We start from the raw sequence: 24,794 nt of genomic DNA, 5'->3' as shown, positions 1-24,794 counted from the left end.
CCGGATCTCAGTGCGAGACTGGGCATTTGGCGGCCGCCTCACCGTGATAGTTCACTTGCCAGTGTTTGATGCCGTTGAGCCAGCCTGAACGGAGCCGCTCCGGGGCGCCGATCGGCTCCAGGTCGGGCATCGCGTCGGCGATCGCGTTGAACATCAGGTCGATGGTCATCCGCGCCAGATTCGCCCCGATGCAGTAATGCGCACCGGTGCCGCCGAATCCGACGTGCGGGTTGGGATCGCGCAGGATGTTGAAGGTGAACGGATCGTCGAACACGTCTTCGTCGAAGTTGGCGGACCGGTAGACCATCACCACCCGCTGTCCCTGTTTGATCTGCACGCCGGACAATTCGTAATCCTGGAGCGCCGTCCGCTGGAACGAGGTGACCGGTGTGGCCCACCGGACGATCTCGTCGGCCGTGGTGGCCGGGCGGTCCCGCTTGTAGAGCTCCCACTGATCCGGGAAGTCGGTGAAGGCCATCATGCCCTGCGTGATCGAGTTGCGGGTGGTCTCGTTGCCGGCGACCGCGAGCAGGATGACGAAGAAACCGAATTCGTCGTCGGAGAGCTTGTGGCCGTCGACGTCGGCTTCGATCAGTTTGGTGACGATGTCTTCACCGGGGTTCTCGGCCCGGTCCGCCGCCATCTGCATGGCGTACATGATCAGTTCCACCGACGCCGAGAGGGCGTCGTTGCTCTCGAATTCGGGATCCTGGTCTCCGACCATCTGGTTGGACCAGTGGAACAGTTTCATCCGGTCTTCCTGGGGCACGCCGAGCAGGCCGGCGATCGCCTGCAGCGGCAGCTCGCACGACACCTGCTCGACGAAGTCGCCGGAGCCCTCGGCAGCGGCGACCTCGACGATCCGGCGGGCGCGCTGGTTGAGATCGTCGCGCAACCGCTCGACGGCCCGGGGGGTGAACCCGCGGGAGATGATCTTGCGTAGCCGGGTGTGGTGCGGGGCGTCCTGATTGAGCAGGACGAACTTGCCGCGCTCGATCTGCTCGCCGACGGTGCCGTCCTTGTAACGCGGCAGGGCGGTCTTGGCGAGGCTGGAGAAGATATCGCTGCGTCGCGAAATCTCCTTGACGTCTTTGTGTTTGGTGACCACCCAGAAGCCGCCGTCATCGAATCCGCCCGCCCCGTAAGGCTGCTCGTTCCACCAGATCGGCGCGGTTCGACGCAGCTCGGCCAGCTCCTCGACGGGCAGCCGCTCGGCGTGGATGTCGGGGTCGGTGAAATCGAATCCCGGCGGCAGGTTCGGCTGGGCCTGCGGTTCGGCGGCTGGGTGCGTAGTTGACAAGGCCCACTCCTTGAGAGTCCTGGTGGTCGTCTCGTGCCAATACTTCATTGCTACACCCCCATTGGGAAGCATCGGCGGAAACCGAAAAGAAAATGCCGGCGCCGCCGTGGCGCGGCGGTGGGAAATCCGCTGGTCATGCACGCGCACACCGGTATCGGATTCGGCCTTGTGGCTGCTGTGGCAATCGTTATGCTCTTGATGAATGCCGCTGCAGCGCCGCGCCGGCGCCAAGAAGGGAACACCATGATTCGCGAAATGCTCACCGCCACTGCGGTCACGGGTGCGGCGATAGCGCTGGCCCCGGTAGCCGGTGCCGACAACGGCCGCTGGGAGGGCGACGTCCCGGGGATGAACTACGACGCCTCGCTGGGCGCCCCGTGCGACAACTACGAGCGCTTCATCTTCGGACGTGGCCCCAGCGGCCAGGCCGAGGCGTGCCACTTCCCGCCGCCCAACCAATTCCCCGCCGCCACTACCGGGTACTGGGTCATCTCCTACCCGTTGCGCGGCGTCCAGCAGATCGGTTCCCCGTGCCCGAACCCCAAGGTCGCGGCACAATCGCCGGCCGGTCTGCCGATGTTGTGTCTGGGCGCCCAGGGCTGGCAAGAGGGGTGGTTCACCGGAGCCGGCTTCTTCCCGCCGGACCTCAGCGAGTGAGGCACGTCCATGCCGGGCAGCACCGCCCTCGAGTCCCCGATCCCACGGTGGCTGCGGTTCGTCCTGGCCTCTGACCGCGCCGGTTCGGCGTGGTACATCGGGGCCGGGTTCTTCTTCGCACCGGCACTCGCCGTATTGTCGCCGTGGCCGTTGCTGACCACGGTGCTGTGGTGGCTGATCGGGCTGGCCGGCTTATGGCTCGGTCTGCTCGGCATCGCGATGGCCGCCGGGCTCGCGCGAGTGTTGCGGTCCGGCAGGGAAATACCGGAAGAATACTGGCGCACCCTCGTCGACTACTGAACTTTCCTCGGTCGTCGGCCGCCTGCGCCAGGCTCTACAGTCAGATAACGCCGCCAACGAACAGGAGACGCACATGGCCTTCGATCCCAGAGACGCCGTCGACGCAGTCAGGGACATCGCGATCAATGCCGTCGAGAAGTCTTCGGACATCGTCGAGAACGTCACTGCCATCATCCGCGGCGACATCGCCGGCGGAGCCAGCGGCATCGTTCAGAGCAGCGTCGACATCGCCACCGACGCCGTTGACCGGGTCAAAGAGGTCTTCACCGGCAAGGACGACGAAATCCTCGACTAGCGGCGATCAGACCGCGGCGGCCTCGTTGAGCTCGTCGAGCCGCGAGGTCGCCTCGAGGTACTCCTGCACCCAGCGCTCGATCACCGTCGAGGTCTTCTCCACCTTCTGGAACTGCCCGACGACCTGCCCGACCGGGTTGAACGCCACGTCGACGGACTCGTTCGGGTAGCGATTGGTGGCCCTTACCGCCATGCCGGACACCATGTACTGCAGCGGCATGCCCAGCGGCTTCGGGTTGTCCGGCTGTTCCCAGGCCTCAGTCCAGTCGTTGCGCAGCATCCGGGCCGGCTTGCCGGTGAAGGACCGGCTGCGGACGGTGTCCCGGCTGCCCGCCTTGATGTATGCGGCCTGCTGCACCGGGGTGTTGGACGACTCCTCGACCATCAGCCACTGCGATCCGGTCCACGCGCCCTGGCAGCCCAACGCCAGCGCGGCGGCGATCTGCTGGCCGCTGCCGATGCCGCCGGCACCGAGCACGGGCACCGGAGCCACTTCTTTGACGACCTGCGGCCACAACACAATTGAGCCGACTTCGCCGCAGTGACCGCCGGCCTCACCGCCCTGGGCGATGATGATGTCGACGCCGGCGTCGGCGTGCTTGCGGGCCTGCGACGGCGAGCCGCAGAGCGCGGCCACCTGGCGACCCGCGTCGTGGATGTGCTTGATCATGTCGGCGGGGGGGGTGCCCAGCGCATTGGCGATCATCGTCACTTTGGGGTGCTTGAGCGCCACCTCTACCTGCGGGGTGGCGGTCGCCTCGGTCCAGCCCAGCAGCTGCAGGCTGTCACCGTCGCTGTCCTCGACCGGGACTCCATGGTCGGCCAGGATCTTCTTGCCGAAGTCCAGGTGCTCCTGCGGCACCATCGACCGCAGCGAGTTGGTGAGTTCCTCGGCCGACAGGTGCGAGTCCATGCCCTCGTACTTGTTGGGGATGACGATGTCGACGCCGTAGGGATGGTCGCCGATGTTCTCGTCGATCCAGTTCAGCTCGATCTCCAGCTGCTCGGGGGTGAAGCCGACGGCACCCAGCACACCAAAACCGCCGGCTTTGCTGACGGCGACGACGACATCGCGGCAGTGGGTGAAAGCGAAGATCGGGAACTCGATACCGAGTTGATCGCACAAGGGGGTGTGCATGCCTGCTCCTAGGAAGCTTGACCGAGCGGAAAAACTGCAACGTGTTCTAGTTTAGTACGCGGGTCTGCCGCTTGGCCAGCCAGGTCTGGCGCGTACCGACTAATGCCCGTCAGCGTGAAACGGTAGCGTGAGCCGGCATGGGACGCGTCGACAGCAAGGTTGCACTGATCAGCGGCGCCGCCCGCGGCATGGGCGCCTCGCATGCGCGGTTGCTGGTGGCCGAAGGCGCCCACGTGGTGCTCGGCGACATCCTCGACGACGAGGGACGCGCACTGGCCGACGACCTGGGCGCCGCCGCGCGCTACGTGCACCTCGATGTCACCCGGCCTGCGGACTGGTCGGCCGCGGTCGCGGCGGCGGTGGACGGGTTCGGCAAGCTCGATGTCCTGGTCAACAACGCCGGGATCATCAACTACGGCGCGCTGAAAGACTTCGACCTGGCCAAATGGCAGCGGGTGCTCGACGTCAATGTCACCGGCACGCTGCTGGGCATCCAGGCCGTCGTCGACCCGATGGTGGCCGCCGGCGGCGGCTCCATCATCAACATCTCCTCAATCGAGGGCCTGCGCGGCGCGGCCTGGGTGCACGGGTACGTGACGTCGAAATGGGCGGTGCGCGGACTGACCAAATCTGCGGCATTGGAATTGGCGCCCAACAACATTCGTGTCAACTCGATACATCCCGGCTTCATCCGCACCGAGATGACCGCAAAGCTTCCCCAGGACGCGCTCAACATCCCGTTGGGCCGGGCGGGGGAAGCCCAGGACGTGTCGTCGTTCGTGCTGTTCCTGGCCAGCGACGAATCGTCGTATGCGACCGCTGCGGAGTTTGTGGTCGACGGCGGATTGATCGAGGACGTGTCGCACAAGTCGTAGTCCCGCGAGCACCTTGATCTGGTGCGACGCCTCGGGGTAGCGTAATGCCGCAATTACGACACGTCGAGTAGCGTAATTGCCACCGCCACCGGAAGGAATCCGCTTCGATGCGCAGCAGGTACGCCGGGTTACCTTTCACCACGCCCACCGCCGAGATCGCGGCTGCGCTCGAGGACGTCAGCATCCCCACGTTGCTCCTCTCCCTGGTGCACATCACCGGCGATCCCCGGTTCATCCGTGATTTCAAACAGCTGGGACTGTTCCTCAACGAGGTCCAGGGGTTCATGTCCGAGGAGGACAAGGCCCGGGCCCGCGCCGAGGCGCTACCGGTGCTCACCGAGTACCGCGATCGCGGATGTCCCGAGCCCGCGCCACTGAGCTATGAGCTCATCCGGGAAATGATGGACTGGGCGGCCTGCGAGCCGGTCCCCGACGACTACCTACCGCTGGCGCTCGAAGAGATGGATCTCGAGGGCGTGGACCCGCGCCGGCCGGTCGCGCTGCCTGCGGCCGGCATGGCCGACTTCCCGGTCCTGGTGATCGGGTGCGGCGAATCAGGCATCCTGGCCGGAATTCGACTGAAGCAGGCCAACATTCCGTTCACGATCGTCGAAAAGAACGCCGGGCCGGGCGGAACGTGGTGGGAGAACAGCTATCCCGGCGCACGAGTGGACGTGGCAAACCACTTCTATTGCTACAGCTTCGAACCCAACAACGACTGGACCCACTATTTCGCCGAACAGCCGGAGTTGCGCGACTATTTCGTCGACGTGATGCACAAGCACGACCTGATGCAGCAGGTGCAGTGGAACACCGAAGTGCTCGCCGCCGAATGGGACGACGCCGAGGCCCTGTGGACCGTTTCGCTGCGCTCGGCCGACGGCGAGACCGGCACCACGCGGGCCCGGGCCATCATCACGGCTGTCGGCCAATTGAATCGGCCGCTCATTCCCGAGTTCGCCGGCGCAGACACGTTCGAGGGACCGTCCTTTCATTCCGCAGCCTGGGACCACTCCGTCGACCTCACCGGAAAGCGGGTCGCGCTGGTGGGCGCCGGCGCCAGCGGATTTCAGATCGCGCCCGCCATCGCCGGCGACGTCGAGCACCTGACTGTGTTTCAGCGCACCGCGCAATGGATGTTCCCGAATCCGATGTATCACGACGAGGTCGGGGACGGCGTTCGCTGGGCGATGCAACACCTGCCGTGTTACGGGCGGTGGTACCGCTTCCTGCTGATGTGGCCCGGTGCCGACAAGGGTCTCGATGCGGCCAAGGGCGACCCGACCTACCCCGATCAGGAGCACGCTGTCAGCGAGATGAACGCCGCGGCCCGGATGATGTTCAGCCAGTGGATCACCAGTCAGATTCCCGAGGGGGACGATCTGCTGGCCAAGGTGCTGCCCGATTACCCGGCCACCGGGAAGCGGACACTGCAGGACAACGGCAGCTGGTTGCAGACCTTGCAGCGCGTCAACGTCGACCTCGTGCGCACCCCGATCCGGCGCATCATGCCGCACGGCATCGAGACCGAGGACGGTGTCAGTCACGACGTCGACGTCATCGTCTACGCCACCGGCTTCCGGCACACCGATGTGTTGTGGCCGGTGAAGTTCAACGGCCGCAACGGAATCGACCTGCACGAGATGTGGGGGAGCCGACCCTACGCCTATCTGGGCGTCACCGTGCCGGGGTTTCCGAACCTCTTCCTGATCTACGGGCCGGGCACGCATCTGGCCCACGGCGGCAGCTTGATCTTCCAGTCCGAACTGCAGATGCGCTACGTCAACCTGTGCCTGCAACGCATGGCCGAGGAGCGCATCGTCGCCATGGAGCCCACCGCCGAGGCGGCCGCCGACTGGCACCGACGCACGCAGGTCGAGATCAAGAAGATGGTCTGGTCGCACCCGGCCGTCAAACATTCCTACTTCAAGAACGCCGACGGGGAGATCCACACCGTCAGCCCGTGGCGTCTCAATGCATACTGGGCCGCGGTCCGGCAACCTGATTGGTCCAAATTTATTCTCCGGCAAGGAAAGTGAGCGCGATGCGTACGGTGGTCGTCGACGGACCCGCGAGCATCCGGGTCGACACCCGGCCCGATCCCGCCCTGACCGGGCCGGATGGGGTGATCGTCGAGGTGAGTGCCGCCGGGATCTGCGGCTCCGACCTGCACTTCTACGAAGGCGACTACCCGCTGGTGGAACCCATCGCGCTGGGGCACGAAGCCGTCGGCACCGTGGTCGACGCGGGCCGCGAGGTGCGCAGCGTCAAGGTGGGCGATCAGGTGCTGGTGTCATCGGTGGCCGGTTGCGGAGCCTGTCCGGGGTGCGCCACGAACGATCCGGTCATGTGCCACTCGGGTCTGAACATCTTCGGCGGGGGTGTGCTGCCGGGGGCGCAGACCGATCTGCTCGCAGTGCACGCCGCCGACTTTCAGGTCCGCAAGATTCCCGACGGGATTTCCACCGAACAGGCACTGCTGCTCACCGACAACCTGGCCACCGGCTGGGCCGCAGCGCAACGCGCCGACATCCCGTACGGCGGCACGGTCGCGGTGATCGGGCTGGGCGCGGTCGGCCTGTGTGCACTGCGCAGCGCGTTCGCCCACGGCGCGGCAACGGTTTTCGCGATCGACCGGGTACCGGGCCGGCTGCAACGCGCGGCAGACTGGGGCGCGACAGCCATCACGGCACCGGCGGTGGAAGCCATCCTCGCCGCCACGGGTGGCCGCGGCGCCGACGCGGTGATCGACGCGGTGGCCACCGATGCGTCACTGACCGATGCGCTTGCCGCTGTGCGGCCGGGCGGCACCGTGTCGGTGGTGGGTGTGCACGATCTGCAGCCGTTCCCGTTCCCGGCGCTGATGAGCCTGATCCGCAGCATCACGGTGCGATGGACCACCGCGCCGGTGCAGCGCACCTGGCCCGAGCTGATTCCGCTGCTGCAGTCAGGTCGGCTGGATGTCGACGGGATTTTCACCACCTCGTTGCCGCTGGACGAGGCCGCTACAGCGTATGCGACGGCCGGCTCGCGGTCCGGCGAGGTCGTGAAGATCCTGCTGCGGCCTTAGTCCTTGACCGCGATGATGTACTGCGAATGCATGAAGCTGTCGATCTTGACGTCCACTTCCGGTGGCGTCAGCCCGTAGCCGACCTGCAACTCCGGATTGCTGCGGACTGGCTCGACACGCCACCCGTGGGATCCCAGCCACGTCACCGGGTCCATCGGGTTCTCGTAGGTCAGCGACGAGAAGTCGATATCGCCCGCCATGTTGACCCCCGGGTGCTCCTCCTCGAGCGCGGCCAGTTGGTCGTGGTCGAGGCGGGACCCCAGGGCGCCGATGGCCAGCCGACTGCCCGGGGCACTGAACTCAGTGATACCGGCAAACAGCGTCCCGTGGGCTGAGCTGGTCAGGTACGGCAGAATCCCCTCCACCGACCAGGCGCTGGGGCTGTGCGGGTCGAACCCGGCCGCTGCCAGCGCAGCGGGCCAGTCGGCACGCAGGTCGGCTGCCACCTCACGCCGTTGCGCCGCGGGCTGCTTGTGGTGCGCGTCGAGCACCTGCGCCTTGAACTCCAGCACCTTGGGCAGGTCTATTTCGAAAACTGTAGTGCCAGATGGCCATTCGAGACGGTACGCGCGCGAGTCGAGCCCGGCGGCCACAATCACCGCCTGCCGCAGACCGGAATCACCGGCGGAGGTGAAGAAGTCGTCGAAGAACCGCGTCTGCACGCCGTAGAGGCGCGGGAACGCGCTCTCATGTTCGGAGCTTCCCGGTTCGGTCAGCAGTCCGGTCAGGTAGGGATCCTCTGAGGCCTCGATGAAGAACCTGGCGTAATCGTCACGCGCTAACGGTTGCTCACTCATCGCATGCAGCGCACGCCAGGTGGTCACAATCAACGCCGTGTAGCCGACACCGCTGACGATGTCCCATTCGTCGTCGTCGGAACGCAGCGATCCGAATTCAGGCGTCATAGCTGTCGAACGTACTCGTCACAGCTCCAACAGGACGGTCACCGGTCCGTCATTGACCGACTCGACCTGCATGTGGGCGCCGAATATGCCGGTTTCGACCTCAGCACCCAGTCGGCGTAATGCCGTCACGAAACTCGTGACCAGCGGCTCAGCGACCGCACCGGGCGCGGCGGCGTGCCACGATGGGCGTCGGCCCTTGGCGGTGTCGGCGTAGAGGGTGAACTGGCTGACCACCAGGATCGGTGCGTTGACATCGGACGCGGACTTCTCTCCGGACAGGATGCGCAACGTCCACAGCTTTTCGGCGAGCCGCTGAACGTGACCGGGCCCGTCGGTGTGGGTGACGCCGACCAGCGCCAGCAGGCCCTGCCCGGGAGGTTCGATGGCGCCGACCACGCGACCATCCACTGTCACCGAAGCTGACGAGACCCGTTGCACCAGAACCCGCATGGGCGTCGATGCTGCCATGTGCGGTCCCCGCGCGTGGGTACCCTCGTGGCATGTCTGTGCTGGTGGCGTTTTCCGTCACTCCACTGGGTGTGGGGGAGGGTGTCGGCGAGATCGTCGCCGAAGCTGTTCGTGTGGTGCGTGATTCGGGTCTGCCCAATAAGACCGATGCGATGTTCACCGTGATCGAAGGGGACAGCTGGACGGAGGTGATGGCCGTGGTACAGCGCGCGGTGGAGGCCGTCGCCGCCCGCGCACCCCGGGTGAGCACGGTGATCAAAGCGGACTGGCGGACCGGCGTCGCCGACGCGATGACACACAAAGTCGAATCGGTCGAACGGTACCTCGCCGAGGGTCGGGCCGGTCCGGCGTAGCGTGGGGCGGACCGATTTCCCGTGTCCCCGAGGAGGCGCAGCCCATGACCGAAGACGCACCTGACGGCGGCCCAGGCGGCACCGGGGGCCCAGGCGGCAGAGGGGGCCGGGGTGGCGACGGGGGTCGCGGGGGCGCAGGCGGCCGCGGCGGTGACGGCGGTCGCGGCGGTGACGGCGGTCGCGGCGGTGCGGGCGGCGCAGGCGGGCGCGGCGGCGACGGCGGGGCGCCGGGCCGCGACGGAGAACCGGGCCAGCCCGGCCAGCCCGGCCAGCCCGGTCAACCCGGCAGTTCCGGCGAGCGCGGCTTGTCCGACCCGGGCATCCCCGGCCAACCGGGCAGCCCCAGCACCTAGTAACGCGCCGCCGGTGGATGCGTAGGGTCATCACGGTGAGTTCACGCGCGGGCATCGTCGTCACCGGAACCGAGGTTCTGACCGGACGCGTCCAGGACCGCAACGGTCCCTGGATCGCCGACCGGCTGCTGGAACTGGGCGTCGAGCTCGCGCACATCACCATCTGCGGCGACCGTCCGTCCGACATCGAGGCGCAGCTGCGTTTCATGGCAGAGCAGGGCGTGGACCTCATCATCACCAGCGGTGGCCTGGGCCCGACCGCTGACGATATGACCGTCGAGGTGGTGGCTCGATTCTGCGGCCGTGATCTGGTCCTCGACGAGGCGCTGGAGAACAGGATCGCCGAGATCCTCAAATCGTTGAAGGCGCGCAATCCCGCCTTCGCGGCGCTGCTTGAGCCGGGCAAGTTCGAGTCGGTGCGAACGGCCAACCGCAAGCAAGCGATGATCCCGGTCGGAGCACAGGTGCTCGACCCGGTCGGCACGGCTCCGGGGGTCGTGGTGCCCGGCAAGCCCGCGGTGCTGGTCCTTCCCGGACCGCCGCGCGAGCTACAACCCATGTGGCACAAGGCTGTCCAGACACCGGGGGTGCAGGCGGCGATCGCCGGCCGCACCGTCTACCGGCAGGAAATGGTACGGATGTTCGGACTCCCTGAGTCGGGGCTGGCCGAGACGCTACGCGAGGCCGAGACCGCCGTGCCCGGCTTCGAAGCCCTCGAGATCACCACCTGCCTGCGGCGCGGCGAGCTGGAGATCGTGACGCGCTACGAACCGGACGCAGCGGAGGTGTACACACAGCTGACCCGGTTGCTGCGCGACCGCCACGGCGAGCAGGTGTTCTCCGAGGACGGCTCGCAGGTCGACGATCTGGTCGCGGGGCTGCTCGCCGGCCGGCGGATCGCCACCGCGGAATCCTGCACCGCGGGCCTGCTGGCGGCCCGGCTGACCGAACGCCCCGGATCCTCGGACTACGTGGCCGGCGGCGTGGTGTCCTACTCCAACGAAGCCAAGGCGCAGCTGCTCGGCGTGGACCCCGAGCTGATCGAGACGCACGGCGCGGTCTCTGAACCGGTCGCGCAGGCGATGGCGGCCGGCACCCTGAAACGTTTCGAAGCCGACACCGCCGTCGCCATCACCGGGATTGCCGGTCCCGGTGGCGGAACCGAGGAAAAACCGGTGGGCACAGTCTGTTTCACCCTGGCGCTGGCAGACGGCCGGCAGGTCACCCGTACCCTGCGGCTGCCCGGCAACCGCTCCGACGTCCGGGAGCGCTCGACCACGGTCGCGATGCACATGCTGCTACGCACCCTGGGCGGTTAGCCCTCCCCGGGCAGGAAGGCGCTTTCGGCGGTGCCGAAGCGAATTCCGGTGGCGTCTTTGCCGATCAACGTCAGCAACACCACCATCGTCAGCACCGGCACGATGGTCACCGCCAGCGCGAACGGGTAGCCATGCGTTTCGGCCAGGTGTTCCTGGATGGGCAGGTTGAACGCGGCCAGCAGGTTGCCGAGCTGATAGGTCACCCCCGGGTACAGCCCGCGAATGGCGTCCGGCGACATCTCGGTCAGGTGCGCCGGGATCACGCCCCAGGCGCCCTGCACGCACAGCTGCATCAGGAACGAACCCAGGCACAACATGGCTGCGGTGCGCGAGTAGGCGAACAGCGGCACGATCGGCAGGGCCAGCACGGCGCAGAACACGATGGTGTAGCGCCGGCCGAATCGCTGCGACAAGGTGCCGAAGACCAGGCCGCCGATGATGGCACCGACGTTGTAGGCCACCACAATCCAGCGGGTCGTTGCGCTGGACAGTCCCGCACCCTCATCTGCGGTCGCCTTCAGGAACGTGGGGTAGACGTCCTGGGTGCCGTGACTCATCCAGTTGAAGGCCGTCATCAAGAGCACCAGATAGCAGAACCGGCGGATGACCTTCGCCTCGCGCAGCACGTCGCGGACTCTAATCTTGGTCAACCGCATCCGATCCTGTGCGGCCTCCCATACCTCGGATTCCTCGACGCGGTACCGGATGATCAGGCTGACCAGGGCCGGGATGATGCTCAGCGCGAACAGCCAGCGCCACGACAAGTCCAGCCAGTTCATCACCACCAGCGAGGCCACCGTGGCCAGCAGGTAGCCGAACGAGTAACCCTCCTGCAGCAAGCCGGAAAAGAAGCCGCGCCGCTCGGCCGGAACCTTCTCCATGGCCAGCGCCGCACCCAGACCCCACTCGCCGCCCATGCCGATGCCGTACAGCAGACGCAGGATCACCAGCACGGTGAAATTGGGCGCGAACGCGCACAGGAATCCCACCAGGGAATAGAAGATCACGTCGACCATCAGCGGCAGTCGCCGTCCGACCCGGTCGGCCCACAGCCCGAACAGCAAGGCGCCCAACGGACGCATCGCCAAGGTCGCGGTGGTGACGAAGGCGACCTCGGTCTTGCTGCGGTGGAACGTCTCCGCGATGTCGGCGTACACCAGCACGACGATGAAGTAGTCGAACGCGTCCATCGTCCAGCCCAGGAATGCCGCGATGAACGAGTTGCGCTGGTCGCTGGTCAGCCGCTGTCGGGTCACGTGTGCATCGTGCAGTACCGGCCGCGATCCCGCGAGTCTGCTGTGCACCCCTAGCTCGTCGCCGCTGTTGCACATATGCTTATTAAGCCCGTAATCCCGAAGACCACTCCCCGAAACCGGCCAGCACTTACGCTGTCTTTCGACCGTGCCGCCTTCCGAGACGAGGGCATTCCCAACGACCAATACGACGGGACATTGCGAACGATGAAGACTGTCGCGATCAAATCATCGCCGGCTCCTTCCCGCACGCGGCTGAGTTCGCCAGTCAGCGATCCGCAGCACGGTCTGCGCGCTGTCACCGAATGTTCGGGATCAGCCGTGGTCGTTCACGTCGGCGGCGATATCGACGCCAGCAACGAGACCATCTGGCAGCGTCTGGTGAACCGAAGCGCCGCCATCGCGATCGCGCCGGGCCCGTTCGTGATCGACGTCCGCGAGCTCGATTTCCTGGGTTCGTGCGCCTATGCCGTACTGGCTCAGGAGTCGGTGCGGTGCCGCCGGCGCGGGGTGAGTCTGCGAGTGGTCAGCAATCAGCCGATCGTGGCCCGCACCATCGCCGCCTGTGGCCTGCGCCGCCTGCTGCCGATGTACGCCACGGTCGAAGCCGCGTTGGCCCCGGCGGTCTGAGCGCGCTCGGTTTACGGTGCCGGCGGTGGTGGCGGCGCGTGGGGAGCGAGCAGCCCGTTGAGGATGCCCAGGGTGCCTTGCAGTTGAGGCCCTGACAGTGTCGGGGGCGGCGCCTCGCTCGTCGGCTGCCACGGCTGGCAGCCGCTGGTCTTGAACGCCTTGTCAGTCGCTTCGATCTGGACCACCTGCGGGCGCTTGGTGATCGCGTTGTCGATCAACGCACCGTCGGGATTGCCCATCCGCTTCCAGTAGCAGGTGCCGTTGCCGACAGGTCCCGCAGAGCTGTACACCCCGGGTGCGATGTCCTTGCCGACGGTGTAGACACCGTCGTGGTCGATGGTCGTCCGTGGTGCGCCCGCTGCCGCAGGCGCTCCCGACGGGGACGGGGATGGGACCGGAGATGGCGCCGGATCCGGATCAGCTGCGGCGACCCCCAGCGAGCCGGCCCAGCCCGCGACGACCAGCGCCGCTGCGGCGACCCGCGCCGTTTGCTTAGAACCCATAACAAAGCACCCTACCTGGCTCAACTGCGCATTTCGAGTCTCGGCGCCGAGCCGATCCCGTTAGCTCAGCCACACGCTGCCGCGCTCAGTCCAGGCGGCGCACCTTTCCGGCGTAACCCAGCGCGTGCACGTAGGTCGCGAGGTTGTCGCGCGAAATCCGCGCGTGCACCGGGCGCTCCAGCAGAAAGCGCAGCACCGGGTTGTATGCGTGATAGGTCTCGTGGAACGTGAGCACCGTGCTGCCGTCGGGCTGTTCGTCGAGTTGGTGGTAGCCCTCGGCCCGCGACCACAACGGCATGCCGACCGCCACATACCGCGACACCTGGTTAATCCTGGCTTCGGTCACGGTCTCCCAGGACCGCCCCACGCCGCCGGAGAGCAGATATCTGGGCACCGGGAAGATACAGGTGCGGACCAGCCCCTCACCCGCCGCGTCGCCCTCGTTCAGGATTTCCATGCTGCCGGTCGGCCACGTCAGCACCCGTGGCCGCGGCGCGTCGGGCGGCACCGGTGGGTGCAGCACCCGCCATACCTTCGCCGGGGGCGCCTCGACGTGGAAACGCACGGTGTAGGACTGCATCAGCTTTCGTCCCAGGTGTCCCAGCAGGTGATCGATTCTGCCGATGGTCTTGCCGCGGGGCGGAAGTCGCTGCCGATGGTGTAGGCCACCGGGAACAGGGCGGCCTGGGTGACCGAGGGCGGTATCCCGAGCAGCTCGGCGACTTCGCGTTCCTTCGCCAGGTGCATCGTCGTCCACACCGACCCCAGTCCGCGGGACCGCAAAGCCAACAGGAAACTCCAGCCGGCCGGGATGATCGACGCCCAGGCCGAGGCGGCCACCAGCCGGTTGCTCTCCTCGATGGGCTGCAGCAGGCAGGGGATGACGTGCACCGGGACCCTGGCCAACGTCTCGGTCAGGCCCGCCGCGCTGCGGTAGACACGCTGCGTCTGTGGATCGGACGCGGTGGCCGCGGCGTTGGCCAGGTACTCCGCACCGATGCTGCGGTAGATGTCGGCGATCGCCGCGCGTTTCTCGGGGTCGGTGATGACGATCCAGCGCCAGTCCTGGGCGTTACTGGCGGTGGGCGCCTGCATCGCCAGGCGTATGCAGTCCAGGATCACCTCACGACCCACCGGCCGGTCCAGGTCGAGACGCTTCCGGACCGCACGGGTGGTGCTGAGCAATTCGTCGACCGAAGCGATGTCCATTCAGCTCCCTTCCGCGTGCTCAGAAATTACCGCGACGGGCCCGAAAAGAATCGACCGCCCATATTGACGCGCGCGTCGACCCGGTTTGGACAGCGGGAATCGTGCCGGATAACGTCCGTGCCAACGAGTAGTGGGCAGGCGTTCAATAACCTGCGCCGGGATGGAGGTCTTTGGCGTTGCTGTTCATGCATGAGGTTCATACGGTGCGTGGCCGCGCCGAGGACGAGTTCGAGGCCGCTTTCCGGGACGGCTGGTTGCCTACGCTCGCCGCCGGGGACGAGGCCCGACTGCTGTGGTACACCAACCAGGCGCAGGGCAGCGGGCCGGCTTACACCGTCATCACCGTGACCGCGGTTCGCGACGGCGCCGCCTGGGAGCGCCTGACGAAGCGGGTGCAGCAGGGGGACCTGCGGGATTGGATGCACCACACCGACGAATTGCGCCACGGGGTCGACGCCAAGCTGTTGGTGGCGTTGCCGTGGTCGCCGATGCAGCATGTGTCATTCGACGATGTGCCGGCCGACGGTCGCGAACACGAGATGAGCCTCTACATGGAAGACACCATGTGGCCCTACGAGGACAAGTTCGAGGAGTACATTCTGCGCTGCGGCGAGGTGTACGCCCGAAGTCTCGAACAACCGTCGTCGATGTTGCAGATGCACGCGTCGTTTCAGCCCGCTCTGGGCAGCCATTTGCGTCGGGAAGTGATTCTGATGCAACGGATCAGCCGTCCCGAAGCGTTGCTCGATCTGCTTCGCACACACATCCCGGCCGAGTACCGGACTCCCGGCACCTGGTTGCACGACGCGTTGGACCTGCGCGACCAGTGGACCAGCAGGTTGTTGCGGACCTCCACCTGGTCGCCGCTGTACTGAGCTGATGAATCTCGGGACCATCATCGATGCCGCCGCGGCGCACGATCCGCAGCGGACCGCACTGATTATCGACGGTCGCTCCTTCAGTTACGCCGAGCTCGACAGGGCCGTGCACGCGTGCGCCGACGGGCTGGCCGCCCGCGGTGTGACGGCCAGTGACCGGGTCGCCGTCGTCGACACCGCCAGTCTGCTGTCGATCGCGGCGCTGCTCGGCGCGGCGCGCATCGGAGCTGCGGCAGCGCTGATGAACCCGGCGCTGACGCCGCCGGAGCTGCGGGCGCTGCTCGACAACGCGGGCTGCGCCGAGGTGGCGGTGGCGGGGGAGTCCTACGCTGGACGGCTGCGTGACGCCGCGGTGCCGACGGTGTTGACCGATGTGGACTTCACCGGCGAAAGACGTTGCCCGCCAGTCGAATCAGTTGTCGACGAGCAGACCTCGATGGTCTTGTTCACCAGCGGCACCACCGGCCTGCCCAAGACTGTCCCGATCGGCAGCCGGCAGTTGACCGCGCGGCTGGACAGGACGTCCGCGCCGTTCGCGCCGGACGTCCCGCCCGTCGCGGTGATGATGTGCGTACCTTACTTTCATGTCGGCGGGTCACTGGGTTTGATCGCCAGTCTCTACTCGGGCAACACGCTGGTGGTGCAGCGCCGTTTCAACGCCGGCGAATGGCTGCGGCTGGTGTCAGAGCACCGCGTGACCGGGATGTTCCTGGTGCCCACGATGATGCACCGGATCCTGGAACACCCCGACTTCGCCGACACCGATCTGTCCTCGCTGACCGCGATCACCTACGGCGCGGCGGCTGCCCCGATCTCGTTGATGCGCAGAGTGATTGCGGCCCTCCCGCACGTCGCTTTCACCAACGTGTTCGGCCAGACCGAGACCTTGGGCACGTACGCCAACCTGCTGCCCGGGGACCACCACGATCCGGCCCGGGCGGGCTCGGTGGGACGACCCCTGCCCGGGGTCGAGGTGCGGGTGGTCGACCCCGACACCGGTGCCGACGTCGAACCCGGCGCGGTCGGCGAGCTGTGGGTGCGCAGTCCGCTCAACACCGCGGGCGGGTGGCTGCGCACCGGGGACCTGGGCCGCCAGGATGCCGACGGCTACCTCTATCCGAGCGGGCGACTGCGCGACACTATCAACCGGGGCGGAGAGAAGTTCGGTCCGATCGAGGTGGAGGAGGCCCTGCGTTCGCACCCGGCGGTGCACGACGTCGCGGTGGCCGGTGTCGACGACGAAGAGTTGGGCCAGCGCGTGGGTGTCGCCGTGGTGCCCCGCGGGCCGGTGACCCTCGCCGAATTACGTGCGCACTGCGCGCCGGTGCTCGCCTACTTCAAGCTGCCCGAGCGGCTGACCATCGTCGACGATATCCCCTACAACGCCACCGGCAAGGTCAACCGCGCCCAGCTCGCGGCGCTGATCGGCGCCGCTGACTGAAATCTGCACGGCCACAACAAAAATGGCGCATCAGCCTTTTTTGACTTGCAGTACCCGCTTACGCAGGCCGTCCGTCGCCGTTTCCATCAGCCCCTTGGCGCCCTTCTTGACCAGGAAGCCCGGCACCGGCACGCCGAGATCCACGGTGAGCTCGAAATGCACCCTCGTCGAATTCCCTTCGGGCGTCAGCGTGTATCGCGCGTGCTGCCCCTTCTGCGCTTTGGCGCTCACCAGCTTCCAACTGACGCCGTCGTCGTGCACGGTGTAGTCCAGCACCTGTTCGTCGCTCACGCCAACGACTTTGACGACTTGCCGGGATTTGGTCGGATGGCCGTCCTCGTCGCGCTCCAGAACCTCGACTTCGCGATGAGCCGACGACCATTCGGGCAGCGATTCCAGATCGAACAACACCTCCATGATCTCGTCGGGTGTCGCGTCGATGACAACTTCGCGGGACTCGGTGACAGCCATGCGCGATACATTGCCACCGCCGCGGCGGCTAAACCAGCTCAGGGCACCAGCACGACCTTGCCGATGTTCTCTCGGGCAGCCAGGATCCGATGCGCTTCGGGTGCTTGGGAGAACGGCACCGCGGCGTGCACGATGGGCGCGACGACGCCGTCGCCGAGTGCCCGGCGCAGCGGCGTGATCCAGGGTTCGAGGGTGCCGCGATCGTCCCACAACCGCAGCATGTTCAGGCCGATGACGGTCTTGGACTCCGACAGCTGATCCATCAGATTGAACCCGCGCAGCATCGCCAGCGCGTGCGGGGCCGCCTTGCGCAGTGCGCGCTTCTCGCCCTCCTGCAGGTTCGAAATCCCATAGCCGACCAACCGTCCACCCGGACGCAGCAGCCCGTAGGACCGCCGCAGCGACGTGCCGCCCAGCGCATCGAGCACGAGGTCGTAGGGCGGCAGATCCTTCCACCAGCCGTCGCGGCGGTAGTCGATCGCGCGATCGACGCCCAATTCGGTCAGCTTCTGGTGCTTGCCGGGCGATGCGGTGCCGTGTATCTCGGCGCCTGCCGCCTTGGCGAACTGAACGGCCGCGATGCCCACGCCGCCGGCCGCGGCATGGATGAGCACCCGCTCGCCGGCCTGCAACGACCCGTAGCCGTGCAACCCCGCCCACGCAGTGGCGTAATTGACCGGGACCGCGGCGCCCTGCTCGAAGCTCACCGACTCAGGCAGCGGCACCGAGTCGGACTCGGCGACATTGACGATTTCGGCGTACCCACCGAATCGCGTTCCGGCCAAGACCCTACCACCGACACGGCCGCCGTCGAGGCCGTCGCCGACAGCCACCACCGTGCCGGCGACCTCGTAGCCGACGACGGCGGGAGCTTGGGCGCGTCGGGATACAAGCCGACGCGGGCGAGATGATCGGCGAAGTTGACGCCGGCCGCCCGGACCTCGATGCGCAGCTGACCCGGGCCCGGGCGCGGCGGGTCAGGGCGTTGCTGGACCTGCAGCACCGAGGGACCACCGTGTCTGGTGATGACGACTGCGCGCATCGTGTTTCTCCTTGCTCGGGACGAATGGCGGTTCAGCTCGCATCGGGATCACGCCGAGATGGCCTGCTCGAACACCTCTCCGTAATACACTCCCGGGACTGATGAACCACGACTGGGAGCAGTTGAGCGCCAGGGTGCATCGCTGTCGGCTGCCGTTCTGCGATGTCACGGTCGGCCTGGTGTACGGCGCGCGCGGGGCCTTGTTGGTCGACACCGGGACGACGTTGCCAGAGGCCGCCGCCATCGCGGCGGACATCCGGGAGATCGCCGACTGCGACGTGACCGATATTGTGTTGACGCACAAGCACTTCGACCATGTGTTGGGATCCTCGCTGTTCGCCGGGGCCGAAATCCACTGCGCGCCGGGAGTTGTCGAATACCTGCTGGCAGGTACCGACCAGTTGCGCAGTGATGCGCTGCGCCACGGAGCCGATGCCGCCGAGATCGACCGTGCCATCACCGCGCTGCGACCACCTGCGCGCGGAATCCACGACGCCGTGGTGGACCTCGGGGATCGCGCGGTCACCATCGCCTATCTCGGTCCAGGCCATACTCATTCGGACTTGGTCGTGCTGGTTGCGGCTGACCGCGATGGTGGTCCGTCGGTGGTTTTCACCGGCGACCTCGTCGAGGAGTCCGGAACGCCCGCGATCGACGGCGACTCCGACGTGGCCGCCTGGCCCGCGACCCTCGATCGGCTACTGGCGCTGGGCGGCCTCGATGCCCGCTACGTCCCGGGGCACGGCCGTGTCGTCGACGCGGCGTTCATCCGGCGCCAACAGGGTTGGCTGCGGGCTCGTGCGGCTGGGTCGACCGGTGACCCAGCTCACTATCCAGGGGCATAGACTTTCAGCGACAAGGGGAATTGGCGCTGAGAAGGAGCGGAAGGCCATGGCCATCGCCGAAACGGACAATGCAGTCCAATCGAAGTTCGAGCAGGAGGTCGCCGACACGCAGCGCTACCTCGACAGTCCGCGGTTCGCGGGCATCACGCGCCTGTACACGGCCCGCCAGGTCGTAGAGCAACGCGGCACGATTCCCGTCGACTACACCGTGGCGCGCGAGGCCGCCGCCGCCTTCTACCCGCGCCTGCGTGAGCTCTTCGAGCAGAAGAAGAGCATCACCACATTTGGCCCGTACTCGCCCGGCCAGGCCGTGAGCATGAAGCGGATGGGCATCGAAGGGATCTACCTGGGCGGCTGGGCCACCTCGGCCAAAGGGTCCACGACCGAGGATCCGGGCCCAGACCTGGCCAGCTACCCGCTCAGCCAGGTGCCTGACGACGCCGCGGTCCTGGTGCGCGCCCTGCTCACCGCAGACCGCAATCAGGAGTACCTGCGCCTGAACATGACCGAACGGCAGCGGGCGACCGCCACGTTCTACGATTACCGGCCATTCATCATCGCCGATGCCGACACCGGCCACGGCGGAGATCCGCACGTGCGCAACCTTATTCGGCGTTTTGTGGAGGTCGGCGTCCCGGGCTATCACATCGAGGACCAGCGTCCGGGCACCAAGAAGTGCGGCCATCAGGGCGGTAAGGTTCTGGTGCCGTCCGACGAGCAGATCAAGCGACTCAACGCCGCTCGCTTTCAACTCGACATCATGCGGGTGCCGGGCATCATCGTCGCCCGTACGGACGCCGAGGCAGCCAACCTCCTCGACAGCCGCGGCGACGAACGCGACCAGCCTTTCCTGCTCGGGGCCACCAACCTGAAGGTTCCGTCCTATAAGGCCTGCTTCCTGGCGATGATGAAACGCTTCTACGATTCGGGCGTCGAGGAGCTCAACGGCCATCTGTTGTACGCCTTGAGCGACGGCGAGTACGCGGGAGCCAACGCATGGCTGGAGCGCCAGGGGATCGCCGACCTGATCTCCGAGGCGGTCAAGACGTGGCGGGAGAACGGCGAGACTTCGATCGACGACGTCTACGACGAAGTCGAATCCCGCTTCGTGGCTGCCTGGGAGGACGACGCCGGGGTGCTGACCTACGGCGAAGCCGTGGCCGAGGTCCTGGAATTCGGTGAGAGCGACGACGAGCCGCGCGGCATGAGCTCCCAGGAATGGCGGGAGTTCGCTGCGACCGCGTCGCTCTACGAGGCCCGGCAGAAAGCCGCCGAGTTGGGTGTCGACCCGGGGTGGGACTGCGAGCTCGCGAAAACCCCTGAGGGCTACTACCAGATCCGCGGCGGGATTCCGTATGCGATCGCCAAGTCCCTGGCCGCCGCGCCGTTCGCCGACATTCTGTGGATGGAGACCAAGACAGCCGATCTGGCCGATGCCCGGCAGTTCGCCGAAGCGATTCACGCCAAGTTCCCTGACCAGATGCTGGCCTACAACCTCTCGCCCTCGTTCAACTGGGACACCACCGGCATGACCGACGAGGAAATGCGGGAGTTCCCAGCGGAACTGGGCAAGATGGGCTTTGTCTTCAACTTCATCACCTACGGCGGACACCAGATCGACGGTGTCGCTGCCGAAGAGTTCGCTACCAACCTCACCCAGGACGGGATGCTGGCGCTGGCCCGCCTGCAGCGCAAGATGCGGCTGGTCGAATCGCCTTATCGCACACCGCAAACCCTGGTTGGCGGGCCGCGCAGCGACGCAGGCCTGGCGGCGGTCTCCGGCCGTACGGCGACTACGAAGGCGATGGGCAAGGGGTCCACTCAACACCAGCATCTGGTGCAGACCGAGGTGCCCAAGAAGCTGCTGGAGGAATGGCTGGCGATCTGGAGCGAGCACTATCAGCTGGGCGAGAAGCTTCGGGTCACGTTGCGGCCCCGTCGCGCCGGCTCGGATGTGCTGGAACTGGGCATCTACGGCGACGGTGACGAGCAGCTGGCCAACGTCGTGGTCGACCCCATCAAAGACCGCCACGGCCGCAGCATCCTGCAGGTGCGTGACCAGAACACCTTCGCTGAAAAGCTGCGTCAGAAGCGGCTGATGACTCTGATCCATCTGTGGCTGGTGCATCGGTTCAAGGCCGACGCGGTGTACTACGTGACGCCGACCGAGGACAACCAGTACCAGACCGAGAAGATGAAGTCGCACGGCATCTTCAGCGAGGTCTATCAGGAAGTCGGTGAGATCATCGTCGCCGAGGTCAACAAGCCCCGCATCGAGGAGCTGTTGACCACCGACCGCGCGGCGTTGAAAAAGTTGATTCTCAAAGAGAACTGACTAATTCGGGGGTCGGGCCTGGTTATGTGGTGCCCCTGAAGAACAGGCCCGACAGGTTGTTGCCGAGGTTGCCGATGCCGGAGACGAGACTGGTCAGAGCCAGGTCCAGAACGCCGGCGTTGGCAAGACCGGAAACGCCGCTGCCGACGTTGTTGAAGCCCGAAATCAGGCCGCCGAAGTTCTGGTAGCCGGAGCCGCCTAGAAGCCCGGGACCGTTTGAGTTGTACCAACCCGACAGTCCCGCACCGTTGTTGCCGAATCCTGAGTTGCCACCGATCCCGGTGTTGAAGAAGCCGGATGACGGGTTGATCGTTGTGTTGAGGTAACCGGGGCCGCCGGGGACGGGGAAAGTGGCCAGGACCTGTGCGGGTAGGTGGATGCTCGGGATGACCAGCGGCGGCAGGGTGAATTCCGCCAGACCGAACGGTGGGATGTCGAGCGCCGGGGTGGTGAAACCCACTGTGGTGAGGTTCGGCAACACCAGATCACTGAGGCCGATCGGATCGATCGTAAACCCAGGAATCGACACCGGCGCCGTCGTGATATTCGGCAACACCAGATCACTGAGCCCGATCGGATCGATCGTGAACCCAGGAATCGACACCGGCGCCGTCGTGATATTCGGCAACACCAAATTACTCAACCCGATCGGATCGATCGTGAACCCAGGAATGGATATTGGCTGCGTACCAATCGCGGGCAGCTGGAAGGGCTTGACCTCGATCGGATCCACATTGATGCCTGGGATGGTCAAGCTGGGAAGGGAGAAGCCAGAGATCCCGATGGGGGAAATGCTGAAGGCGGAGAGTCCGATGGGGCCGACTGAGAAGCTTCCGGTTTCAAGGAAGGCGCCCGGCATCCCGTAGAACGTGCCAATGGCCGGATATTGACCAGCAACGCCCGTTTGCAGGGCAATGATGTTATTCGGCAGGAATAACCGGATCGGGATGCTGATCCCCGGGAAATCTAACCGGGGCCCGTTGATGTAAGGGGTAGAAATCGTCGGGGTGTAGAACGGGTCCGTCTCGATGCCCGGCACAAAAATCTGTGGTGTCTCGATTCCGGGCAGGAAGAATCCACCGATTTGGCTACCGGCGGGGATAGAGATCCCCGGGATCGTCAGGTTCGGAATCGTCAAGCTCGGCAGGTTGAAGGCGGCCAACGTCGTACCCGCCGCAATCGAAATCGGCGGAATCGTCAAGTCCGGAATCGTCAAACTCGGCAGATCAAACGCACCCAACGCCGTACCCGGCGCAATCGAAATCGGCGGAATAGTCAAATCCGGAATCGTCAAACTAGGCAGATTGAAGGCGGCCAACGTCGTACCCGCCGCAATCGAAATCGGCGGAATAGTCAAATCCGGGATGGTCAACCGCGGGAGATTGAATGCGGCCAACGTCGTGCCGGCGGGGATGACAAAGGGCGGAACGTAAATTCCCGGAATGTGCAGTGCCGGCAGCTCAAAGGCGGGGACGGTGATCGCCTGTATCTCCAACGGCGGCAACGTGATGTCGGGAGTTGCGATCGAGAAGAACAGGTTGCCCTGGCCGGTGCCCTGGTAGAAGACGCCGTTGTTCAATTGGCCGGTGTTGAACAGGCCGTTGTTCATGTCCCCGAGGTTCAGGAACCCGGTGTTCAGGTTTCCTTGGTTGAAGAAGCCGGTGTTAGACGCACCGTTGTTGAAGGAACCTGTGTTCGAGGAGGCGGTGTTGAAGTCCCCCATGTTGAAGTTGCCGACGTTGTAGGTGCCGGTATTCGCGTTGCCGACGTCCAGGAACCCGGTGTTGAACGATCCCGCATTCAAAAAGCCGGTGTTGGCCCGGCCGGAGTTCCACAAACCGGTGTTGAAGTCGCCGGAGTTGCCGATGCCGAAGTTGCCGCTTCCGGAGTTGAAGAAGCCGATATTGCCGTTCCCCGAGTTGAACAACCCGAAGTTGCCAGAGCCGGAGTTGAGACCGCCGATGCCGATCTGACCGTTGCCGGCCAGCCCGATACCGATGTTGCCGTTACCCGTGTTTCCGAAGCCGAAGTTACCGACGCCGATGTTGCCGAAGCCGATATTGCCGCTACCGAGGTTGCCGAGCCCGAAGTTATTGCCGCCCAGGTTTCCCCAGCCGAAGTTCGAGCTACCGAGGTTCCCGGAACCGAGGTTGAAGTCGCCGAAGTTTGCGTTGCCGAAATTAGTCAGGCCGACATTCCCGAAACCGAGATTTCCAATGCCTGCGATGGGCGGGATCAGGCTCAGATTGAGGGATCGCTCCGGTACCGCGGCGGCTGCCAGTGGACCTACCATTGCCGCTCCAGCGCTCATGCCTCCGACCAGACTCTGTAGCGGTTGCACGAACGGCGTCAGCGCGGATACCGCAGCGGAGGCGCCGACGTGGTAGGCGGACATCACCGAGACGTCCAGCGCCCACATCTCCTCGTAGAGCGCTTCCGCGGACGCGATCGCGGGAGCGTTCTGTCCGAAGATGTTGGACAACACCAGTGACACAAAGGCGTTGCGATTAGCTGCAATCAGCTCCGGATGCACGATCGCCGACGCGACGGCCTCGAACTCGGCCGCCATGGCACCTGCCTGCGCCGCGGCTTGTCCGGCATGCGATGCCGTGGCACTGAGCCAGCCGGCATAGGGGGCTGCGGCAGCCATCATCGCCGCGGCCGCCGATCCCTGCCAAGCTCCATCGACCAATCCGGCCGTTACTGATTCGAAGGTCGCTGCGGCAGAGGACAATTCATCTGCAAGACCCTCCCAGGCTGCCGCAGCCGCCAGCATCGGCTCGGTTCCCGCGCCGGCGAATATCAGTGCCGAGTTGACCTCGGGCGGCAGCACTGAATAGTTCATCGTCTCAACCTCTCTCAGGGGACAAGCGCCAATCGCAGTTTGTGACAACCGGATACGGGCCCCCCGACCCACAGTCGCCAGCAAGCTGTGTCGTAGCCGACAAGCTACGGGCGACCCCCAGGCCGAGGAGTCTTATTTATCAAATCGCTATTCAACCGTTATCTAAATGTGATTATCTTACGGTCTCAGTGACAATCTGCTTTACAAATCGACATTGGAGCAGAAGTTCCACCCCCTGATGTCAACGGCGAGAGCTGCCGCGTGCGGTGGGCCTTCAAGCACCCCAACGGAACTCAGCCACCAGCAGTCA

General features: G+C 65.8%; 22 protein-coding genes and 3 pseudogenes. 14 read left to right on the top strand and 11 right to left on the bottom strand.

The window, feature by feature from the left end:
• Nucleotides 1–7 precede the first annotated feature (7 nt).
• Complete coding sequence (locus tag AC5Y5Z_RS16610; RefSeq protein ID WP_499919441.1) at nucleotides 8–1,300, bottom strand: cytochrome P450; 1,293 nt, start codon at nucleotides 1,298–1,300, stop codon at nucleotides 8–10.
• Between the two features lie 243 nt (nucleotides 1,301–1,543).
• On the opposite strand from AC5Y5Z_RS16610, the gene AC5Y5Z_RS16605 reads away from it, so the two are divergent.
• The 3 genes from AC5Y5Z_RS16605 to AC5Y5Z_RS16595 all read left to right on the top strand — a co-directional run bounded on the left by AC5Y5Z_RS16605 (nucleotide 1,544) and on the right by AC5Y5Z_RS16595 (nucleotide 2,552).
• Nucleotides 1,544–1,957 (top strand): hypothetical protein, encoded by a 414-nt coding sequence (locus AC5Y5Z_RS16605; protein WP_463824902.1) that lies wholly within the window; start codon nucleotides 1,544–1,546, stop codon nucleotides 1,955–1,957.
• Between the two features lie 9 nt (nucleotides 1,958–1,966).
• Nucleotides 1,967–2,257 carry a hypothetical protein gene (locus tag AC5Y5Z_RS16600; protein ID WP_463824232.1) on the top strand — a complete coding sequence of 97 codons (291 nt, stop codon included), beginning with the start codon at nucleotides 1,967–1,969 and terminating at the stop codon, nucleotides 2,255–2,257.
• 73 nt (nucleotides 2,258–2,330) lie between these two features.
• Nucleotides 2,331–2,552: an Rv1893 family protein gene (locus AC5Y5Z_RS16595; protein ID WP_463824233.1), complete on the top strand. Its 222-nt coding sequence runs from the start codon at nucleotides 2,331–2,333 to the stop codon at nucleotides 2,550–2,552.
• A 6-nt stretch (nucleotides 2,553–2,558) separates the two neighbouring features.
• Here the strand turns inward: AC5Y5Z_RS16595 and AC5Y5Z_RS16590 are convergent, their stop codons facing one another.
• Nucleotides 2,559–3,689 (bottom strand): nitronate monooxygenase, encoded by a 1,131-nt coding sequence (locus AC5Y5Z_RS16590; RefSeq protein WP_463824234.1) that lies wholly within the window; start codon nucleotides 3,687–3,689, stop codon nucleotides 2,559–2,561.
• 137 nt (nucleotides 3,690–3,826) lie between these two features.
• Here AC5Y5Z_RS16590 and AC5Y5Z_RS16585 point away from each other — a divergent pair, with 137 nt between their 5' ends.
• From AC5Y5Z_RS16585 to AC5Y5Z_RS16575, 3 genes and pseudogenes are all read left to right on the top strand, one after another.
• Nucleotides 3,827–4,564: a glucose 1-dehydrogenase gene (locus tag AC5Y5Z_RS16585; protein ID WP_463824235.1), complete on the top strand. Its 738-nt coding sequence runs from the start codon at nucleotides 3,827–3,829 to the stop codon at nucleotides 4,562–4,564.
• Nucleotides 4,565–4,671: 107 nt separating this feature from the next.
• Nucleotides 4,672–6,603, top strand: coding sequence for a flavin-containing monooxygenase (locus AC5Y5Z_RS16580; protein WP_499926365.1), 1,932 nt, complete (start codon nucleotides 4,672–4,674; stop codon nucleotides 6,601–6,603).
• 5 nt (nucleotides 6,604–6,608) lie between these two features.
• A pseudogene (locus AC5Y5Z_RS16575) lies at nucleotides 6,609–7,756 on the top strand (zinc-binding dehydrogenase); the annotation flags it as partial.
• Nucleotides 7,757–7,765: 9 nt separating this feature from the next.
• On the opposite strand, the pseudogene AC5Y5Z_RS16570 reads toward AC5Y5Z_RS16575, so the two are convergent.
• Together AC5Y5Z_RS16570 and dtd are read right to left on the bottom strand one after the other, a co-directional pair.
• Nucleotides 7,766–8,431: pseudogene (locus AC5Y5Z_RS16570) on the bottom strand (SAM-dependent methyltransferase); the annotation flags it as partial.
• A 126-nt stretch (nucleotides 8,432–8,557) separates the two neighbouring features.
• Nucleotides 8,558–8,989 carry a D-aminoacyl-tRNA deacylase gene (gene dtd, locus AC5Y5Z_RS16565; RefSeq protein WP_463824236.1) on the bottom strand — a complete coding sequence of 144 codons (432 nt, stop codon included), beginning with the start codon at nucleotides 8,987–8,989 and terminating at the stop codon, nucleotides 8,558–8,560.
• Between the two features lie 50 nt (nucleotides 8,990–9,039).
• On the opposite strand from dtd, the gene AC5Y5Z_RS16560 reads away from it, so the two are divergent.
• Genes AC5Y5Z_RS16560 through AC5Y5Z_RS16550 form a run of 3 tightly spaced genes read left to right on the top strand, consistent with a single transcriptional unit; the run spans nucleotide 9,040 to nucleotide 11,032 of the window.
• Nucleotides 9,040–9,360 (top strand): MTH1187 family thiamine-binding protein, encoded by a 321-nt coding sequence (locus tag AC5Y5Z_RS16560; protein ID WP_463824237.1) that lies wholly within the window; start codon nucleotides 9,040–9,042, stop codon nucleotides 9,358–9,360.
• A 44-nt stretch (nucleotides 9,361–9,404) separates the two neighbouring features.
• Nucleotides 9,405–9,713 carry a hypothetical protein gene (locus AC5Y5Z_RS16555; RefSeq protein WP_499926363.1) on the top strand — a complete coding sequence of 103 codons (309 nt, stop codon included), beginning with the start codon at nucleotides 9,405–9,407 and terminating at the stop codon, nucleotides 9,711–9,713.
• Between the two features lie 35 nt (nucleotides 9,714–9,748).
• On the top strand, nucleotides 9,749–11,032 hold the full coding sequence (locus AC5Y5Z_RS16550; RefSeq protein WP_499926361.1) for a competence/damage-inducible protein A: 1,284 nt from the start codon (nucleotides 9,749–9,751) through the stop codon (nucleotides 11,030–11,032).
• On the opposite strand, the gene AC5Y5Z_RS16545 is transcribed toward AC5Y5Z_RS16550, so the two are convergent.
• Nucleotides 11,029–12,288 (bottom strand): sialate:H+ symport family MFS transporter, encoded by a 1,260-nt coding sequence (locus AC5Y5Z_RS16545; protein WP_499926359.1) that lies wholly within the window; start codon nucleotides 12,286–12,288, stop codon nucleotides 11,029–11,031. The genes AC5Y5Z_RS16550 and AC5Y5Z_RS16545 overlap by 4 nt on opposite strands.
• Before the next feature lie 204 nt (nucleotides 12,289–12,492).
• On the opposite strand from AC5Y5Z_RS16545, the gene AC5Y5Z_RS16540 reads away from it, so the two are divergent.
• Nucleotides 12,493–12,915 (top strand): anti-sigma factor antagonist, encoded by a 423-nt coding sequence (locus tag AC5Y5Z_RS16540; protein WP_463824241.1) that lies wholly within the window; start codon nucleotides 12,493–12,495, stop codon nucleotides 12,913–12,915.
• A gap of 11 nt (nucleotides 12,916–12,926) precedes the next feature.
• On the opposite strand, the gene AC5Y5Z_RS16535 is transcribed toward AC5Y5Z_RS16540, so the two are convergent.
• The 3 genes from AC5Y5Z_RS16535 to AC5Y5Z_RS16525 form a co-directional block, all read right to left on the bottom strand.
• A complete protein-coding gene (locus AC5Y5Z_RS16535) occupies nucleotides 12,927–13,418 on the bottom strand; it encodes an Rv1352/Rv1906c domain-containing protein (protein WP_463824242.1) in 492 nt (163 codons plus the stop codon).
• Nucleotides 13,419–13,503: 85 nt separating this feature from the next.
• Nucleotides 13,504–13,998 (bottom strand): SRPBCC family protein, encoded by a 495-nt coding sequence (locus AC5Y5Z_RS16530; protein WP_499926356.1) that lies wholly within the window; start codon nucleotides 13,996–13,998, stop codon nucleotides 13,504–13,506.
• On the bottom strand, nucleotides 13,998–14,627 hold the full coding sequence (locus tag AC5Y5Z_RS16525) for a nitroreductase family protein (protein WP_463824244.1): 630 nt from the start codon (nucleotides 14,625–14,627) through the stop codon (nucleotides 13,998–14,000). Before AC5Y5Z_RS16525 ends, AC5Y5Z_RS16530 begins: the two co-directional genes overlap by 1 nt.
• A gap of 185 nt (nucleotides 14,628–14,812) precedes the next feature.
• On the opposite strand from AC5Y5Z_RS16525, the gene AC5Y5Z_RS16520 reads away from it, so the two are divergent.
• Nucleotides 14,813–15,502: a hypothetical protein gene (locus AC5Y5Z_RS16520; protein ID WP_463824245.1), complete on the top strand. Its 690-nt coding sequence runs from the start codon at nucleotides 14,813–14,815 to the stop codon at nucleotides 15,500–15,502.
• 4 nt (nucleotides 15,503–15,506) lie between these two features.
• On the top strand, nucleotides 15,507–16,946 hold the full coding sequence (locus AC5Y5Z_RS16515; RefSeq protein ID WP_499926353.1) for a class I adenylate-forming enzyme family protein: 1,440 nt from the start codon (nucleotides 15,507–15,509) through the stop codon (nucleotides 16,944–16,946).
• A 30-nt stretch (nucleotides 16,947–16,976) separates the two neighbouring features.
• On the opposite strand, the gene AC5Y5Z_RS16510 is transcribed toward AC5Y5Z_RS16515, so the two are convergent.
• Both AC5Y5Z_RS16510 and AC5Y5Z_RS16505 read right to left on the bottom strand, forming a co-directional pair.
• A complete protein-coding gene (locus AC5Y5Z_RS16510) occupies nucleotides 16,977–17,417 on the bottom strand; it encodes an SRPBCC family protein (RefSeq protein WP_463824247.1) in 441 nt (146 codons plus the stop codon).
• 38 nt (nucleotides 17,418–17,455) lie between these two features.
• Nucleotides 17,456–18,459 (bottom strand): annotated as a pseudogene (locus tag AC5Y5Z_RS16505) (zinc-binding dehydrogenase).
• Between the two features lie 101 nt (nucleotides 18,460–18,560).
• On the opposite strand from AC5Y5Z_RS16505, the gene AC5Y5Z_RS16500 reads away from it, so the two are divergent.
• Together AC5Y5Z_RS16500 and aceA are read left to right on the top strand one after the other, a co-directional pair.
• Entirely contained in the window at nucleotides 18,561–19,304 is a 744-nt protein-coding gene (locus AC5Y5Z_RS16500; RefSeq protein ID WP_499926351.1) for an MBL fold metallo-hydrolase, read from the top strand.
• A 46-nt stretch (nucleotides 19,305–19,350) separates the two neighbouring features.
• Nucleotides 19,351–21,639 carry an isocitrate lyase ICL2 gene (gene aceA, locus AC5Y5Z_RS16495; RefSeq protein ID WP_463824250.1) on the top strand — a complete coding sequence of 763 codons (2,289 nt, stop codon included), beginning with the start codon at nucleotides 19,351–19,353 and terminating at the stop codon, nucleotides 21,637–21,639.
• A 22-nt stretch (nucleotides 21,640–21,661) separates the two neighbouring features.
• Here aceA and AC5Y5Z_RS16490 read toward each other — a convergent pair whose 3' ends face one another.
• Nucleotides 21,662–24,484 (bottom strand): PPE domain-containing protein, encoded by a 2,823-nt coding sequence (locus AC5Y5Z_RS16490; RefSeq protein ID WP_499926346.1) that lies wholly within the window; start codon nucleotides 24,482–24,484, stop codon nucleotides 21,662–21,664.
• Between the last annotated feature and the right edge of the window lie 310 nt (nucleotides 24,485–24,794).

The sequence above is a fragment of the Mycobacterium sp. NGS29 genome (assembly GCF_059812965.1).
Note: the sequence above shows the minus strand (reverse complement) of the source record. Positions and strands in the feature narration are given on the sequence as shown.